Origin of the sequence: Trichococcus flocculiformis (assembly GCF_963662535.1) — a bacterium.
Lineage (GTDB): Bacteria > Bacillota > Bacilli > Lactobacillales > Aerococcaceae > Trichococcus > Trichococcus flocculiformis.
In genome coordinates, this window is record NZ_OY759718.1 from 737,634 (window position 1) to 754,831 (window position 17,198).

12 protein-coding genes and 1 riboswitch are annotated in these 17,198 nt (G+C 49.0%); of the genes, 10 read left to right on the forward strand and 2 right to left on the reverse strand.

The genetic code is table 11. The annotated features are described in order from the left end of the window. Positions 1-144 precede the first annotated feature (144 nt). Genes ACKPCD_RS03875 through ACKPCD_RS03885 form a run of 3 tightly spaced genes read left to right on the forward strand, consistent with a single transcriptional unit; the run spans position 145 to position 3,761 of the window. Entirely contained in the window at positions 145-1,653 is a 1,509-nt protein-coding gene (locus ACKPCD_RS03875) for a multicopper oxidase family protein (protein WP_321434048.1), read from the forward strand. A gap of 33 nt (positions 1,654-1,686) precedes the next feature. Further along, complete coding sequence (locus ACKPCD_RS03880) at positions 1,687-2,370, forward strand: response regulator transcription factor (protein WP_321434049.1); 684 nt, start codon at positions 1,687-1,689, stop codon at positions 2,368-2,370. Beyond that, positions 2,367-3,761: a sensor histidine kinase gene (locus tag ACKPCD_RS03885; RefSeq protein ID WP_321434050.1), complete on the forward strand. Its 1,395-nt coding sequence runs from the start codon at positions 2,367-2,369 to the stop codon at positions 3,759-3,761. Before ACKPCD_RS03880 ends, ACKPCD_RS03885 begins: the two co-directional genes overlap by 4 nt. A 213-nt stretch (positions 3,762-3,974) precedes the next feature. Here the strand turns inward: ACKPCD_RS03885 and ACKPCD_RS03890 are convergent, their stop codons facing one another. Both ACKPCD_RS03890 and ACKPCD_RS03895 read right to left on the reverse strand, forming a co-directional pair. Beyond that, on the reverse strand, positions 3,975-4,169 hold the full coding sequence (locus tag ACKPCD_RS03890) for an SHOCT domain-containing protein (protein ID WP_321434051.1): 195 nt from the start codon (positions 4,167-4,169) through the stop codon (positions 3,975-3,977). A 144-nt stretch (positions 4,170-4,313) separates the two neighbouring features. After that, positions 4,314-6,299 (reverse strand): copper-translocating P-type ATPase, encoded by a 1,986-nt coding sequence (locus tag ACKPCD_RS03895; RefSeq protein ID WP_321434052.1) that lies wholly within the window; start codon positions 6,297-6,299, stop codon positions 4,314-4,316. An 893-nt stretch (positions 6,300-7,192) separates the two neighbouring features. Between ACKPCD_RS03895 and ACKPCD_RS03900 the strand changes: the two genes are divergently transcribed. The 7 genes from ACKPCD_RS03900 to ACKPCD_RS03930 all read left to right on the forward strand — a co-directional run bounded on the left by ACKPCD_RS03900 (position 7,193) and on the right by ACKPCD_RS03930 (position 17,193). Continuing rightward, on the forward strand, positions 7,193-8,749 hold the full coding sequence (locus ACKPCD_RS03900) for a PTS transporter subunit EIIC (RefSeq protein WP_321434053.1): 1,557 nt from the start codon (positions 7,193-7,195) through the stop codon (positions 8,747-8,749). A gap of 37 nt (positions 8,750-8,786) precedes the next feature. Then, entirely contained in the window at positions 8,787-10,124 is a 1,338-nt protein-coding gene (locus tag ACKPCD_RS03905; RefSeq protein WP_321434535.1) for a 6-phospho-alpha-glucosidase, read from the forward strand. 93 nt (positions 10,125-10,217) lie between these two features. Next, positions 10,218-10,985 (forward strand): MurR/RpiR family transcriptional regulator, encoded by a 768-nt coding sequence (locus tag ACKPCD_RS03910; protein ID WP_321434054.1) that lies wholly within the window; start codon positions 10,218-10,220, stop codon positions 10,983-10,985. 365 nt (positions 10,986-11,350) lie between these two features. Beyond that, positions 11,351-11,507, forward strand: a riboswitch (adenosylcobalamin (AdoCbl) riboswitch). Between the two features lie 87 nt (positions 11,508-11,594). After that, entirely contained in the window at positions 11,595-12,017 is a 423-nt protein-coding gene (locus ACKPCD_RS03915) for a DUF4430 domain-containing protein (protein WP_168173257.1), read from the forward strand. Further along, entirely contained in the window at positions 11,996-12,547 is a 552-nt protein-coding gene (locus ACKPCD_RS03920) for an ECF transporter S component (RefSeq protein ID WP_321434055.1), read from the forward strand. The genes ACKPCD_RS03915 and ACKPCD_RS03920 overlap by 22 nt, the downstream gene beginning before the upstream one ends. Before the next feature lie 120 nt (positions 12,548-12,667). Further along, on the forward strand, positions 12,668-14,863 hold the full coding sequence (locus tag ACKPCD_RS03925; RefSeq protein WP_321434056.1) for a DNA topoisomerase III: 2,196 nt from the start codon (positions 12,668-12,670) through the stop codon (positions 14,861-14,863). A 155-nt stretch (positions 14,864-15,018) separates the two neighbouring features. Beyond that, positions 15,019-17,193 carry a type IA DNA topoisomerase gene (locus ACKPCD_RS03930; RefSeq protein WP_321434057.1) on the forward strand — a complete coding sequence of 725 codons (2,175 nt, stop codon included), beginning with the start codon at positions 15,019-15,021 and terminating at the stop codon, positions 17,191-17,193. Positions 17,194-17,198 lie beyond the last annotated feature (5 nt).

The window sequence follows — 17,198 nt, forward strand, 5'->3', positions numbered from 1 at the left end:
TTAATTATCTCCTTCTGATGTTTCATGTCAGAAGGGGATTTTTTTATTGTTTCGAGGCTACACGATTGCTAAATCCATCTGTTCTACACATGAAGGATGTATAATGAAGGCAACAAAAGAGTCAGAAAGGAAGGACGGATTAAAATGAGCAGGAGAACCTCGTTGATTGTCGCTTTGGTTGCTTCGCTGGCGTTGTTGCTGTTTGTATCAGCCAATCTTTTCTCGACGTTTTTCAATAGCGGGGATAATCGGGTAACAACTATTGATACGGATTCGAGCAGCACAGGGAATTTTAGCGGGATGGGGCATATGATGGGAGGAGAGCAGTCTGTCGTACTGGATGAAAGTGGGCAGCCAATGACTGCACTGCAGTTGCCGGAACTATTGGAACCGGATTCCGAATCCGCTAGCGAAATCACCTATACGGTCACAGCGCAAGCGGGGGAAACTGCCTTCTTGGAAGGGAAAACGACGCAGACGCTCGGTTATAATGGTTCTTATCTTGGACCGGTTTTGGTCGTGCGTGAAGGCCAAGAGGTGCATATCAAGACCGAGAACCAGTTAGCCGAAGCAACCTCTTTCCATTGGCATGGCGTAAAGCTGCCTTCTGATATGGATGGTGGGCCGCATCATCCGGTCGGACCGAATGAAACGATGCAGGTGGATTTCACGGTCAATCAGGAGGCGGCGACGTTGTGGTTCCACCCGCATGCCTTAGGAACGACGGCTGAACAGGTCTATGCCGGTCTGGCCGGATTGATCTTTGTCGAGGACGACAATTCTGATCAATTGGATTTGCCGAAGGACTATGGGGTGAATGACTTCCCTTTGATTATCCAGGACCGGACCTTCGATGCGGACAATCAATTCGATTACGCAGGGACTTACAATCCCGACGGTACCTATGGCGATACCTTGCTGATCAACGGGACCATCAATCCCTACGTTGAGGTAAAAAATGAACAAATCCGCTTGCGGTTGGTGAATGGTTCGAATGCCCGCAATTACACATTCGGATTGGAAAATGGCGCGGAGTTCCATCAGATCGCCAGCGACGGCGGCTTTCTTGAACAGCCCGTAACGTTGACAGCCGTGACATTGACACCCGGAGAACGGGCGGAAATCATCGTGGACCTGAGTGAGTACGCTGAAGGGGATACTTTGAAATTGATGGACGGGAATGTAACCGTCCTTTCCTTGAATGTCACGGAGGAGACGGACGCACAGACGGCCCTCCCGCAAACTTTGAATGAGATCACTGAATTGACGACGGAGGGAGCGGCTGTCCAACGGTTCACGTTGAGCAGCATGTCCTTCATGGTCAACATCAACGGCAGCCAGTTCGATATGGAGCGGATCGATACCGAACAGCGCCTGAATGAAACCGTCATCTGGGAAGTCCACAATGCGCAGGATATGATGGGCAGCATGATCCATCCTTTCCACATCCATGGCGTCCAATTCCAGGTGCTCTCGCGTGATGGAGCAGAGCCGCCGCAGAATGAACAAGGCTTTAAGGACACCGTCGCCGTTTATCCTGGCGAAACGGTCCGGCTGGCGGTGACTTTTTCTGAGCAGGGCGTCTTCATGTATCACTGTCATATTTTGGAGCATGAGGACAATGGCATGATGGGACAGGTCAGTGTACAATAAAGATCAGGAAAAATAAGATGGAGGTGGATGCCCATGAAGGTTTTGATCGTGGATGATGAACCAAATATTTTGGATATCGTGGAGGCCTATCTGGCCGCCAAAAAATATCAAGTGTACCGTGCCGAGTCCGGGGCGGAGGCGTTGGAGAAATTTCATGCTTTCCATCCGGATCTGATCGTGTTGGATCTGATGCTGCCGGATATGACAGGCGGAGATATCTGCACCAAAATCCGCGAAGAATCCAATGTGCCCATCATCATGCTGACGGCAAGGTCATCCGAAAAGGATATCCTGAGCGGCTTGCGGATAGGCGCCGATGATTACATGGTCAAACCATTCAGCCCCAAGGAACTGGTGGCGCGGGTCGAGACGGTGCTGAGGCGCGCTGCCCCAGCCGATGCTGAAGACAAATGGAACTTCGATGGCGGGCAGTTGGTCATTCATCCTAAAACGAAGCAAGTTTTCGCGCGGCAGCAGGAAGTCGCCTTGACGGCTACCGAATATGAACTGTTGACTTTGTTGGCCAAGAATCCCAGCCGGCTCTTCACGCGGGAAGAATTGCTGGAGAGCGTAAAAGGGATGGATTTTGAAGGTTTGGACAGGGTAATCGATACGCATATCAAGAATATCAGACAAAAGATAGAGCCGGAACCGAAACAGCCCATCTATATTTTGACTGTCCGGGGAAGCGGCTACCGGTTTGGAGGAAAGCGATGAGGCGGACAATCAGTTGGCACCTGATCCTTTCCTTCTTGCTTTTTTCAACCGTCATCATCGGGTTGTTCGGATGGTTCAGCATGCAGTTGGTGAACAGTCACTTCTCGGAATATGTCAGCGAACGGCGTACGGAAGAAATAACCGGCTACACAGATGAAATTGAGGCAGTTTTTGCTCAAACGGGGAGCTGGGACGAGGATGCGATAGCGGTCATCGGCAGGCAGGCGTTGCAGGACGACATCGTCCTGAAAGTCTACGATAGTCAAGGCCGGCTGATTTGGAGCCCCAGCGTGATGGAGGAACAAGAAAACCGCCAGATGATGTCCAGCCATATGTCGCAGATGAGCGAGATGATGGGCGGAACAGAAAGCGAATATTCGGTGACCACGGTTGAACTTGATGAGGGCTCCCGGACAATCGGCAGTCTGGAAATCGGTACGATGGGGACGTATCTCTATACAGAACACGATGTATCATTTGTGAGTGACATCCGAAATAATCTGATGATTGTAGCACTGTTTGCGTTCGCCTTATCGCTGTTTTTCGCTGTCTGGATCGCCAGAAAGTTAAGTGTGCCAGTCTTTGCGGTGAGCCGTTTTACGGGAGAAATCGCCAAAGGCAACTACACGGAGCAGGCACCGAAGGAAACGAATATCGTTGAGATCGATGCGCTGATCCGTTCGGTGGACAGTCTTTCCCGTCAACTGGACAGCCAACAGGAAATCCGGAACCGCCTTTCTTCCGACATCGCCCATGAAATCCGGACCCCGCTTACGACGTTGAAGGGTAATCTGGAAGCGATGCTGGACGGCATCTGGGAGCCGAGCAACGAGCGTTTGAAGATCTGTTATGATGAAGTGAACCGGATTTCCCGCCTGATCGGGAATATCGATAAAATCAATGAAATGGAAAGCAGTCACGAGAAATTGGCATTCAGCCGTTTTGACCTGCAGGCTTTGAGCAAGAAAGTCGCGACGAACTTTACGGCTGCAGCCGCCAAACAGAATATCATTTTGGTGGTTACTGGGGAGCCGGTGATGATAACGGCGGATCAGGACAAAATCAGTCAAGTGCTGACGAATCTTTTGGCGAATGCGATCAAGTTCACTCCGAAGCAAGGGAGTATCCATCTCGAAATCCATCAGGAGGGTAACCAAGCGGTGCTGAAAGTGTCCGATGACGGCATCGGCATCGATCCGGAAGACCAGAACAAGATTTTTGAGCGCTTCTATATGACGGAGCCGTCGCGCAACAGCCGATCCGGAGGGCAAGGGCTCGGTCTGGCCATCGTCAAAAGCATCGTCAAGAAGCACAACGGGACTGTGCGGGTTGCCAGCGATGTCGGCAAAGGAGCCACGTTCACAGTCACGCTTCCGATGGATCAGAACTAGTATGATTTCTTCTGGTTTTGATCCATTTTTTTGATTCCATAAAGTAATTGAATTTATGCTCAGAAAGAACCTGCCGAAACCACTTTGGCGGGGAATCCCAACGGCGAATGAACACAAATCCGAATCCAGAATCAAAACGCTCCATACCGCTAAATTGCGAAGAGACCGGCTCATTGTACTGAGTCGGCCTCTTCGTTGCGTATTCGTCTTGGATCACAGCAGTTTTTTCTTGCGGTCGAACTCTTCCTCGGTAATGTTCCCTTTCGCCAGTTCCTTCTTCAGGATGTCCAAAGCGGATTCTTCCGTGGAAGCTTTACTGGATTTGTCGTTCATGAGCTTACTCACCAAGTAAACGACGAGTACGATCAGAGCGATCCAGAAAATACCCATAAACATCATGCCTCCCATACCAAAACCTCCAAAATATTGTAGGCATCTGCCGAACATGCAAAGCCCCCCTTTTCTTCTCTTATGCAATCATTGTACAGCGATAATGTGTAGATTGGATGTAGTTTTGCTATTTTCTGTGAGGAAGGCGCGCATGTCAGAGAATCACTCAATCTTCAGCAGCCGGGCGTTGACCGCGCAGATGATGGTGCTGATCGACATGACAGCCGCTCCGATGGCGGGAGTGATGACGATGCCTTGATTGTTCAGTAAGCCAGCGGCAAGCGGGATAGCGATCACGTTGTAGCCTACCGCCCAAATCAGATTTTCGACCATTTTGCGGTAGGTTGCTTTGGATAAGCGGATGATGGTCAAAACGTCTTTCGGATTGCTGTCCACCAGAATGACGTCGGCTGTTTCGATGGCGACATCCGTTCCGGCGCCGATGGCAATACCAAGATCAGCTTCCGCCAGAGCGGGCGCATCATTGACGCCATCCCCGACCATCGCGACTTTTTTGTTTCCGGATTTCAGTGCGGCGATGTGTTCCGATTTCTCGGCAGGCAGCACCTCCGCAAATACTTGATCCAGCCCTAACTGATCGCCCACGTATTGCGCTGCGCGGCTATTGTCGCCAGTCAGCATGATAGCTTCGATGCCTTGCTCTTTCAAGGCAGCCACGACTTCTTGCGATGACGAACGGATGATATCAGCGTTGGCGATCATCCCCTGCAGGCTCCCTTCCTTCAGGACGAAGACAACGGTTTTGCCTTGTTGGGCCAAGCCAGTGAATGTCTCCTTGTCATATGCGATGCCGCGCTCGTCCAAGGTTCCGGGGCTGACGACAGCAATCTGCATGCCGTCCACAGTGACCTGCAAGCCTTGGCCAGTGAGGTTTTGAAAATCAGTTGCCGGCAGGAGGGTGACAGCTTCTGCTTTCCCTTTACGGACGATTCCTTTTGCGATCGGGTGTTCCGATTGACTCTCGGCAGAATAGGCCAACGTCAGCAATTCCTTCTCGGAGACGCCTGCCGCGGGAAGGATGTCGGTTACGCCGAAATTGCCTTCCGTCAAGGTACCGGTCTTGTCGAAGACGATCCGATCGACATTGCGCGCCTCCTCGAATTGGGTACGGTTGCGGATTAGCAAACCGTTTCGGGCGGCAAGCGAAGTGGATACCGCATTCACCAAAGGAACAGCCAGCCCGAGTGCGTGGGGGCAGGCGATGACAAGGACCGTCACCATCCGCTCCAAGGCGAAGGATAAGTCGGCTGCGAAGATCCAATAAAGGAAAGTGAGGGCACCGGCGATGACTGCGATATAGAATAGCCAGCCAGCCGCTTTGTCGGCCAAACCCTGCGATTTGGATTTCTGCTGCTGGGCTGCCTGAACCATGTTGATGACCTGAGCCAAGTAGGTTTCATTCCCGACTTTTTCCACAATCAGCTTTAGGACGCCTGATCCGTTGATGGAGCCGCCGATGGCCTGCATGCCCGGTTGTTTTTCGACAGGCACTGATTCGCCTGTCAGCATCGATTCGTCAACCGTTGATAGGCCCTCGTAGATTTTTCCGTCTAAGGGGACCTTTTCACCAGGCTTGATAAGGATGCGCTCACCCGGAACGAGAGCTTCGATCGACACTTCTTCGACATTCCCTGCCGCATCCAACCGATGGGCTTGCTTCGGCATCAGTTTGATGAGTTCTTCCAACGCTTTGGATGCCCCCATCTGGGATTTCATCTCGATCCAATGCCCCAGCAACATGATCAGGATCAAGGTCGCCAGTTCAAAATAAAAGTCCGAACCTTCTATAAAGAAGGCGGTGAACGTGCTGTAGATATACGCAGAAATGATCGCCAAGGAAATCAGCATCATCATGCCGAGTGAACGGCTTTTCCATTCCTGCCAAGCGTTTTCCAGAAACGGTTTGCCGCCGTAAAAGAAAATCACGCTGGACAAGCCAAATACGATGAAATTGGCTCCGGGAAATTCAAAATGGTAGCCGAAGAGCATCATGATCATTGGGGACAACAAAGTGACGGGGATGGTCAGCAACAATACGATCCAAAATCTTTTCCTGTAATCAGCCACCATCTGTTCGTGGTGGCCTGCATGCCCTGTGGCGCCATGCCCGGCCGGACCGTGCGCCATATGTTGTTCATGCTGTTCGTGGCTCTAGGGAGCGGCCTGTTTAAGTTGAGGCTCATGTGCCTCTGTATGCGCATGAGCTGCGTGCTTTTCTGACTGTGGTTCGGCAGCAACCGGCTGGGATGGGGCCATATGATGGCCCGAATGGTCGTGCCCAGCGTGCGGATCGATCGGTTTTGGGACCTCTAGAGTATGGTCTGTGTGCGTGTGCTCCGTATGTTTATGTTCATCCATCTTGTCACTCCTCCTTTGTTTCAAAACATCCAAACAATAAGGTATATAAAAATGACTGCAGTTTCTTATGCTTATCATAGCAGAATTCGATACTTGGATGGTAACAGTTTCATTTGTGCAGACAATCTGAAAAGAAACATCGGAAATCGTAAATTGCAGAAATAAGGGTAAATGTTTTGGAGTTTATCTTACCAACGACACCTGGATTGCTCATATATACACAAGATAATGAGTTTAGACTTGATTAAGGCATGATGTTGGCTGCGGGCCATCTATCATCTGCCTACAATGACGTCAAAGATTTTTTAAACCATGGTGGAGCCGAACCTGAAGATATCATCTATATTATGGAAAATCAGTAGGAATACAGGAGCAAACATGTTGTGTGTCGAGAGGGTGCTGACTTGATCAATATCCATGCTGCGGATACGTCAGGTTCTCAGTCTTTAGATTTAGAAGGACGATTTCCTAATCACATTTCCAATCCGGATCATAAGGGCGCGATGGCCAATATCAAGGGGAAATATGTGGCCTTCATAGCATGATGGTCTCAGCCGGCGGACCTTGGTCCAGAACGTATACAGACCATTGTAAAGGATTACATCACTTGCTATGATGTATTTAGAGATACGTATACTCAATAATCTGAACGGAGAAAAAATATGAAGAGTAAGGTTTCACAAACGATGCAGAATTTTTCCCGAGCGGTAATCATTCCGGTGAAATTCATGGCTGTAATGGGGCTTTTTCTAGCTGTTTCTGTAATTTTGCAATTAGACTTCATGCCTGGAGGAATTCAGACTTTCGGTGGTCTCATCAAGACCATGATGGATGCTATGTTGAACAATCTGGCGTTGATCTTCTGTGTGGGGATTGCCTCTTCCTTGGCTAATAAGAAAAAAATTGAAGCGGCACTTATTTCGTTAGTCGCATTTTTATTCTTTTTAGCAGCCAACAATGCTTGGCTGAGCTTAACTGACCAATTGGCAGAGGCTGGAGAGATGGGGCTTTTTGGTACCGGACAAGGTGTGGTGCTAGGGTTCCAAGTTGTTGACATGAATGTTTTCTTAGGGATGATCGTCGGATGCTTGGTAGCCTTTATACATAATCGCTTCTCTGACAAAGAGTTTTTTGATTTTCTAAGCATCTACGGAGGTTCGAGACTGTCATTCATGATCCTGATACCAGTCATTTTAATCTTAGCTGTCGCTATGTGTTATATCTGGCCGGTTGTTAATGGGTGGATTTCTTCACTATCCGGTTTCATTTTGACCACAGGATTACTGGGGGTCTTTATTTACTCCTTTGGTAACCGGTTCTTGATTCCTACGGGATTACATCATTTGTTATGGATGCCGTTTTGTTTCACAGCATTGGGTGGGACAGCTGAAATCAACGGTCAGATATATTATGGTGCGGCTAACATTTTCTATGCAGAGATGGCTAATGCTGGTACGATTACAGCGCTAGATCCATCATTGAGGTTTGCAACATTTGGATTTGTGAAGATATTCGGCTCTATCGCTGTATCCTTGGCTATTATCTATTCTGCCCATAAGAAACGGAAAGAGGAAGTCAAAGGAATGATTTTGCCTTCCATGGTTGTGGCCTCTGTTGCCGGAATCACGGAACCGCTAGACTTCTCTTTTCTGTTTGCATCACCGTTATTGTGGTTGGTGCATAGCGTATTAACAGCGGTATCTGAAACTGTATTATGGGCTATTGGCGCCAGAACATACATGCTCTACGGCCTGATTGACACTGTCGTTTCAAATTCAGTCTTTAGCCCGAACGTCACTAAGTTTCATTTGGTAATCATTGTTGGCCTTATTATGAGTGTGGTTTGGTTCTTCGTGTTTGTCGTGCTGATCAAAAAGTTAGACATCAAAACACCAGGTCGTGAAGGCGAAGAATCAGAATTAACGAATGTTGGAGGGGAAACTGATACTAGAGCGGTAATCGACAGCGGTGACTCAGATTTCCAACTGGTTATTGCGGGCATGGGTGGTAAAGACAATATCGAGACAATCACCAACTGCTTCACACGCTTGCGGGTCACGGTCAAAGACGAGTCTCTGGTAGATCGTACCAAACTAGAACAGATCTCTCAGCAAAAAGGAATCGTTTTGAATGGTGCCAATGTCCAAGTAATCATCGGGATGGGTGTACAAGGTTTCAAGGATGATATCTGTGAGAAACTAGGAATTGTAGATGCATAAAAATAGTTCGAAAAATGGAGGATGTAAAATGGGTAAAATGGGACTAAAAAAACAATCAGTCGTTATTGCTGGGGGTGGAAGTACCTATACAGCGGGGATCGTAATGATGCTTATCGAAAATCAGGAAAAGTTTCCACTGCGTAAATTGAAGTTTTATGATAACGATGGGGAACGCCAGTCGATCGTTGCTAAAGCCTGTGAGGTGATTGTAAAAGAACGGGCACCGGAGATTGAATTTTCGGCAACTACTGATCCTGAAGAAGCTTTTTCCGATGTTGACTTCGTGATGGCGCATATCCGCGTAGGTGGATTGCCAATGCGGGAACAAGATGAAAAAATTCCACTCAAGTACGGCGTCGTGGGGCAGGAAACCTGTGGGCCAGGGGGGATGGCATACGGGATGCGCTCAATTCCTGGAGTAATAGAGTTGATCGATTACATGGAAAAATATTCTCCTGATGCTTGGATGTTGAATTACTCCAATCCGGCGGCCATCGTTGCAGAGGCGACACGTCGGTTGCGACCTGATGCTAAGATCATCAATATTTGCGACATGCCGGTAGCAATCAAAAAATCCATTGCGGAAATTTTAGGATTGGAAAACGAACATGAGATTGTCGATCGTTATTATGGCTTGAACCATTTTGGTTGGTGGACCGAGATGACCGATCGCCAAGGAAATGATTTGATGCCTCGATTGAAAGAGCATGTCGCTAAGCATGGCTATGCTGCAGCGGCTGCAGAAGGTAATCCCCTGTTGGAGGAAGCCAGTTGGATGGATACTTTCCAAAAAGCGAAAGATGTGTATGCTGTGGATCCTCAAACCGTTCCTAACACTTACTTGAAATACTATTTGTATCCCGACTACGTAGTGGCACATGCGGATCCAAATCATACTCGAGCGAATGAGGTCATGGAAAATCGTGAAAAGAATGTCTTCGCGGAGTGCAAACGGATCACGGCAGCCCAAACAGCCAAGGATACCACTATCGAGGCTGGGGAACATGCGGAGTTCATCGTTCAGTTAGCAGGGGCATTGGCGTATAATACATACGAGCGCATGCTGCTGATCGTTAAAAATGAAGGGGCAATCGCAAACCTAGATGATGATGCAATGGTGGAAGTACCTTGCATTGTTAGTAAACGAGGCTATGAACCGCTGTGTATGGGCAAAATCCCATATTTTCAAAAAGGGATGATTGAACAGCAAATAGCGGTAGAAAAGCTAGTTGTCGATGCCTATCTTGAAAAATCTTATCAAAAGCTTTGGCAAGCTATGACATTATCCAAAACGGTACCGTCTGCTTCCGTTGCTAAGCAGATATTGGATGAGATGATTGTTGCTAATGCTGGCTGGTGGCCAGCACTGAACTAGATAAACTGCGGATGGAGCATTCTGGCTCCTTCCGATTTTTGCATTTCCAGACCAGAGTCGATAAAATTAAGGAAAAAGATGTGAGGTGGCCACATGCATTTCTCAGATATTGTTAATCAGCATTACGATGAGCTAAACGAGGTAGATCTCATCATGGGAAAATACATTAACAGTAACGTTAATCAAGTGATTTTGATGAGTACGAACGAGTTTGCCAAATCCTGCCATACCTCCAAGTCGTCGGTGATTCGTTATTCACAAAAGCTAGGCTTTACCGGATTCAGTGAGCTGCGTAATTTTTTGAAATGGCAAAAAGATCCTAAAACCGAAACGGCATTTGAAGCATTTGCCAGTCGGGTATGCGATGATGCTTCTCGTACGATAACCTATATAAAAGATGCAAACTGGAAGGAAATCTATCAAAAACTGGAAGAAAGTGAAAATGTCTATCTGTTGGCTACCGGCGTTACCCAGCAAAGCCAAGCAACTGAGCTACAGCGGCTGTTATTGCTGATTGGAAAGCCGGCACAGTTAATCCCCGCTTCTTCGCAATCCAATGAGTTTAGGCGTATCGTCGAAAGGCTATCCGAACGAGATCTAATCTTCATTTTGTCTTTGTCGGGCGAGAATCAACATCTTTCCAATGTATTGAATATTCTTTCGGTCCAGCAATCGACGCTGGTTTCCATCACCAATATGCAAAACAATTGGTTGTCTGGACGCGCTGACTATAGTTTGTACGCTTCGAGTAGCCGAAGTCCAATACCGAACGATTGGTGGTTGCAAACAGCATCTTCCTTTTTTTTAGTAATCGAAGCTTTTGCGTTTGGGTATATGGATTATCTGCGGGATGTGAACTGACCAACACGCTCTCACAAAAAATAGGATATAAAGGGTTCCTATTGCTGTTAATTTTGAATAGATTGGCTGATTGGCCATTGGTCAGCTGTCTGTTTTGCTGAAAATCGCTTAGCTCAAGCAAAGGACAAGACTATTTTGGGAGAGAAGCCACCACGACGACGGGTCCGGCACGCTGAACCGTTACAAGAAAAAATCATTCTATTGGTATAAAGATGTTATTGCAACCAATGGCGAAAGCTTGAAGGCGTAACAGGGAACCGAATATTGACTTGACACACTAATTATCAATTGCAAGGCCAGACTGCACTGAAATGCGCAACTGGTCTTGTATTTTTTTTTCCTTTGGGTAAAATGGAAGGGATAGGAAAACCATTCAAAGACACTTGGAATTTGGAAGTTTGGTGAAAATCCAACGCGGTCCCGCCACTGTGATGACGTCCCGGAACGTCTTAGTCAGGTCTTCATTCCAAGCTGCTATTTTTTGCAAGCGTGCCGTTTCGAGGTAAAACGGTCCCGTTACTTGTCTATGCGATGGCGCATGGGCTTTTTTTGCATGATCCCGGCCGTTGGCGATGCAACCCCTGTCGAATACAGATTAGGAGTGGAGAAATGAAAAAATTATTGTTGGCCTTATCGTTGAGTTTGGTATTATTCGGGTGCTCCCCGACGGAAGAAACGGAAACAAGCTCCGTCCTGCAAGAGTCGACTGCTGCAGTCAGCTCCGAAGCGGCGGAGACAGTCAGCGTATCAATCTCCTTGACGGATGGCGGTACTATCATTGCAGGCTCAGAAAAAACGCTGGAAGTTGAAGCGGGCACGAACTTGTTGGATGCCATGAAAGACAACTATGCTATCGAAGAAGCGGACGGCTTCATCACAGCTATCGACGGGTTGGCACAAGTGGAAGAAACAGCCGAAACCAAAGCGAAATATTGGTTATTTGATGTAAACGGCGAGCCTTCAATGGTCGGAGCCGCTGACGTGGCGCTCCAAGAAGGAGACGTAATCGTGTGGAACCTGACAGAAATGTAAAGAAGACTGTGGGATTCGGCGTGAGACGACTGGCGCTGCTGTCGATTTTGACGGCTTTGTGCTATGTCGGGAGAATGATGTTCCAGTTCATCCCGAATGTCCAGCCTGTAACAGCCGTCCTGATCATCCTGACGCTGACATTGGGCATGACGGACGGCTTTATTGTGGCCATCCTGTCGATTATTTTGACCAACTTCCTGCTGGGGATGGGGCCGTGGACGATCGCCCAGATCACCAGTTTTGGTGTTCTGATTGTGGTCACGGGGCTGTTCATGAAGCCATTCTACAGCACAAACCAAAAGAGAGGCCGGAGAATCTTTTTCGCGCTGTTCGCCTTTTTTGGGGGTCTGCTTTACGGGTTCGTCATCTCCATCATTTCCGTAAAAATGCTGGGCATCAGCAGTTTTTGGGCTTATTACATTGCCGGGATCCCTTTCGATCTTCTGCACGGCATGGGGAATGCCGGGTTCTATCTGATACTGGAGCCGATTTTGGCGCCCTTACTGTTGGCGCAAAAGAAAAAAGCATAGAAATTTAGAAGACTGTAACGGACTCCCGGCATGGGTATCCGCTATAGTTTTTTCTGTTTTAGCGTCATTTGTGATATAGTAGGACACGATAATCGAGAGATAAGGGAGCAAATATAAATTATGGGAAAGAGTCTAGTATTAGCTGAAAAACCATCGGTGGCGCGCGATATTGCCCGCGTGCTGCAGTGCGAGAAACAGGGTCAAGGGTACCTGGAAGGGAAAGACTATATCGTCACTTGGGCCTTGGGTCATCTGGTGACGTTGGCCGATCCGGAAGCCTATGACGTGAAGTACAAAAACTGGAACTTGGCGGATCTGCCGATGCTTCCGCAAGACCTGAAGTTGACTGTCATCAAGCAGTCCGGCAAGCAGTTCAATGCCGTCAAGTCCCAGTTGGTGCGGAATGACGTTTCCGACATCATCATCGCAACCGATGCCGGCCGCGAGGGTGAACTGGTCGCCCGCTGGATCATCGAAAAGGCGAAAGTCAAGAAACCGGTCAAACGCCTGTGGATTTCATCCGTGACGGACAAGGCCATCAAAGACGGCTTCCAGAACCTGAAGCCGGGCAAGGACTATGAGAACCTGTATCAATCGGCTGTAGCCCGTTCGGAAGCGGATTGGTATATCGGCTTGAATGCAACCCGAGCGCTGACGACGAAATTCAACGCCCAATTGAATTGCGGCCGCGTTCAGACGCCGGTTGTCGCCATCATCTCCAGACGCGAAGAGGAAATCAAGCAATTCCAGCCGAAGACGTATTACGGCATTGAGGCACAGACAGATTCGAAGCTGAAACTGATTTGGCAAGACGCCAAGACGAACGACACGAAGAGTTTCGAGCGTGACAAGGTTACAGCCCTCGTCAAAAAGCTGGATAAGCAGCAAGCGACGGTTGTGGCTGTCGACCGCAAACCGAAAAAAGCCTATGCAACCGGCTTGTACGACCTTACGGAACTGCAACGCGATGCCAATAAGCTTTTTGGCTATTCCGCCAAAGAGACATTGAACATCATGCAGAAACTCTATGAACAGCATAAATTATTGACTTATCCGCGTACGGATTCACGCTACCTGTCGAACGACATCATAGCCACGCTGCCTGACAGACTGAAAGCCTGCGCCATCAAGGAATACCGACCGCTCGTGAACAAGGTATTGGCGAAACCGATCAAGGCGAACAAGTCGTTCGTCGACGACAGCAAAGTTTCCGATCACCATGCCATCATCCCGACGGAACAAGTCGTCCAAATCGGGAAGCTTTCAGCTCAAGAAATCAAGATCTATGACCTGGTCGTGAAACGCTTCTTGGCTGTGCTATTCCCGGCTTACGAATACGAGCAGCTGACTCTGCGCGCAGAAATCGGGGGCGAGCGCTTCGTGGCCCGCGGAAAGACCGTCATAGCTGCCGGCTGGAAAGAAGTCTACAGCAACCGCACGGAGGATGAGGAGTCCGAAGACGGTCTCCAGGAACAACTGTTGCCGAAAATCGAAGCAGGCGATGTGCTGGCGGTCCGTTACGTAAGCGAAACATCCGGCCAGACGAAACCGCCTGCCTACTTCAATGAAGCGACGCTGTTGACGGCGATGGAAAATCCGGCAAAATACATGGAAACGACGGACAAAGCTTTGGTGCAGACGCTGAAGGAAACGGGTGGTTTGGGAACCGTGGCGACGCGCGCCGACATCATCGAGAAGCTGTTCAATTCCTTCTTGATCGAAAGACGCGGACAAGAAATCCACATCACTTCAAAAGGCAAGCAATTGCTGGAGCTTGTTCCGGAAGAATTGAAATCACCGGCCCTTACTGGCGAGTGGGAGCGGAAGCTTGAACAGATTGCTGCCGGCAAGCTGAAGAAGGATGCCTTCATCAACGAAATGAAGGCCTACACGAAAGAAATCGTTTCGGAAATCAAAACGAGCGACGGCAAGTTCAAGCACGAGAACATCTCCACCAAAACCTGCCCGGATTGCGGCAAACCGATGCTGGAAGTGAACGGGAAAAAAGGTAAGATGCTTGTGTGCCAGGACCGCGAATGTGGATACCGCAAAAATGTGGCGCGGGTCACCAATGCCCGCTGCCCGCAGTGCATGAAGAAAATGGAACTGCATGGCGAAGGCGACGGCCAGATTTTCACCTGCAAATGCGGTTACCGCGAAAAACTTTCGGCCTTCAATGAGCGACGCAAAAAAGGCACCGGCGGAAAAGCCGCGAAGCAAGATGTCCAAAAATATCTGAAGAAACAAAATCAAGTTGAAGAGCCAGTAAATAATGCCTTGTTCGAGGCGCTTAAGAAACTCAATCTGGGGGAATAAGCATAATTAGGTCGATAAGGACTGCAACGGCGCTTTTTGTGCCTGTTGCAGTCCTTTTTCGATCGGGTTTCGGGAATGTGCGTATGTTATAATCGTAAGGTATCGATTGCCTTAAAAGTCTCAGACGGCAATCCTGTCAGGGAGGGAATTTCAGAATGAAAACAGTCATTTTAGCCGAGAAATCATCGCAGGCGGCTGCCTACGCGAGCTCTTTTCAAAAGAAGGCGACGGTTGCCGGGAACTACGTCATCCAGGACAGTCTGTTCGATGGCGAAACGGTCATCGTGCATGCCTCGGGACATCTTTTGGGGCTGCTGCAGCCGGAAGAATATGATCCGAAATGGAAAAAATGGAGCCTGGACCACTTGCCGATTTTCCCGGAAAACTACAAATACAAGATCCAATACGGTAAAGGCAAGCAGATGGCGAACATCAAACAGCAGCTCAAGGAAGCCGACCGCATCATCATCGCCACCGACTCGGACCGTGAAGGGGAAAATATCGCCCGCTCGATCATCCGCCATGCTGGTGCCGAAAAGAAGGAAATGAAACGTCTCTGGATCAACAGCCTAGAATCCAATGAAATCCGTCGCGGGTTCAGCGAATTGCTGGACGGGAAAGATACCTATCCATCCTACATCGAGGCCCAAAGCCGGGAAATCGCCGACTGGCTGGTTGGCATGAACCTGAGCCGACTCTATACCATTGCGCTCCAGAAGGCCGGGATCAAAGAAGGTGCCTTTTCGGTCGGACGCGTGCAGACACCGACGCTCTTCATGATCTATAAGCGCATGAAGGAAATTGCCGCCTTTAAGGAAGAGACGCATTATGAGTGTTTGGCCCGGATCACGGTCACAAACGGGGCATTCGAAGCCAAGTATCAGCATGAATTTGAGTCAAAACAAGAAATGAAAACCTTCATCGCGACGCACGGCTTGGCGGCTGAGATGCCAGCCGTCATCAAACGCTATGAAGCCAACGAGAACAAACGCGAGTTGGCACCGCGTCTGTATTCGCTCAGCGATCTGCAGCGGGCAGCCAATGCCAAATTCAAGATGGGTGCGAAAGACACATTGGCAACCGTGCAGTCTTTGTATGAAGCAAAACTGCTTTCCTATCCGCGGACGGACGCGACGGTCATCACCAAAAATGAGTTTGTCTATTTGAAGGATAACCTTTCCGGCTATCTGGGCATCCTAGGTCATACCATCGACAAGCCGAACTTGACTCCGCGCAAAAAATACGTCGATGATGCCAAAGTACAGGAACATTATGCCATCATCCCGACGAAAAAAGTGCCGGATCAGGCCCGGATCGCGAAATTGAATGTGAACCAGCAGAAAATTTATGATCTCGTCCTGCGCCGGACCTTGGCGATGTTCGAAGAGGATTTCATCTACGATGAACCGACCATCATTACGGATATCGGCGGACTGGACTTTGTGGCATCCGGTAAGATCATCAAGAATCTCGGATGGAAGAAGCTGGAAGGCAACACAAGGAAAAAAGGCGAACCGGAGGACAAAATCCTGCCGATGGTTACGGTAGGGGAAACCGGAACAGCCATTTTGGCCACGAAGGAGAAGAAGACTACCCCTCCTAAGCCTTACACAGAAGGCACGCTGATCGCAGCCATGAAGAACGCCGGCAAAGAAGTGAATGATGCCGAAGACAAGGCGATCCTGAAGGAAACGCACGGTATCGGAACCGAAGCTACCCGCGCTGGGGTCATCGAAAATTTGAAGGACAGGGGCTACATAACGGCTTCGAAGAATCAGCTGGCAATCACCGAAAAGGGGACTCTACTTTGTGAGGCCGTGGCCGGCAACAAGATGAGCGATGTCGCCTTCACGGCAGAATGGGAAAAGTATTTGGCAAAAATCCATAAAGGCGAGGGCGACCAGGCTTATTTCCTGGAGAACATCAAACACTTCGTCCTGGAAATCCTCGGTACGAAGAACGAGATGCTGCAGTCCGAAGGGATCGCGGAGCGCATCGATGCTGCAGGCGACGGTGCGGTCGTAGGCGTTTGTCCGGTCTGCGGGAAAGAAGCGATCATCAAGGGCAGTTACCTACAATGCCAGGACTACGGCGAGGCGTGTTCATTCCGGATTTCCCGCTATATCGCCCGCCGCTATCTGTCCCCGGAGGAAGCCAAAGAGCTTTTGGCCCGAAAAGAAACGAAGCGCCTTTCCGGTTTCAAGAAAAAAGACGGCAAGAGTTTTTCGACGGCATTGCTCTTGGGGAAAGACGAAGCCGGCAATTACGCCGTTTCCTTCAAACCGTTCGCTCCGAGTAAGAAAAAACCGGTACGCAAAAAAACACAATGAACAGA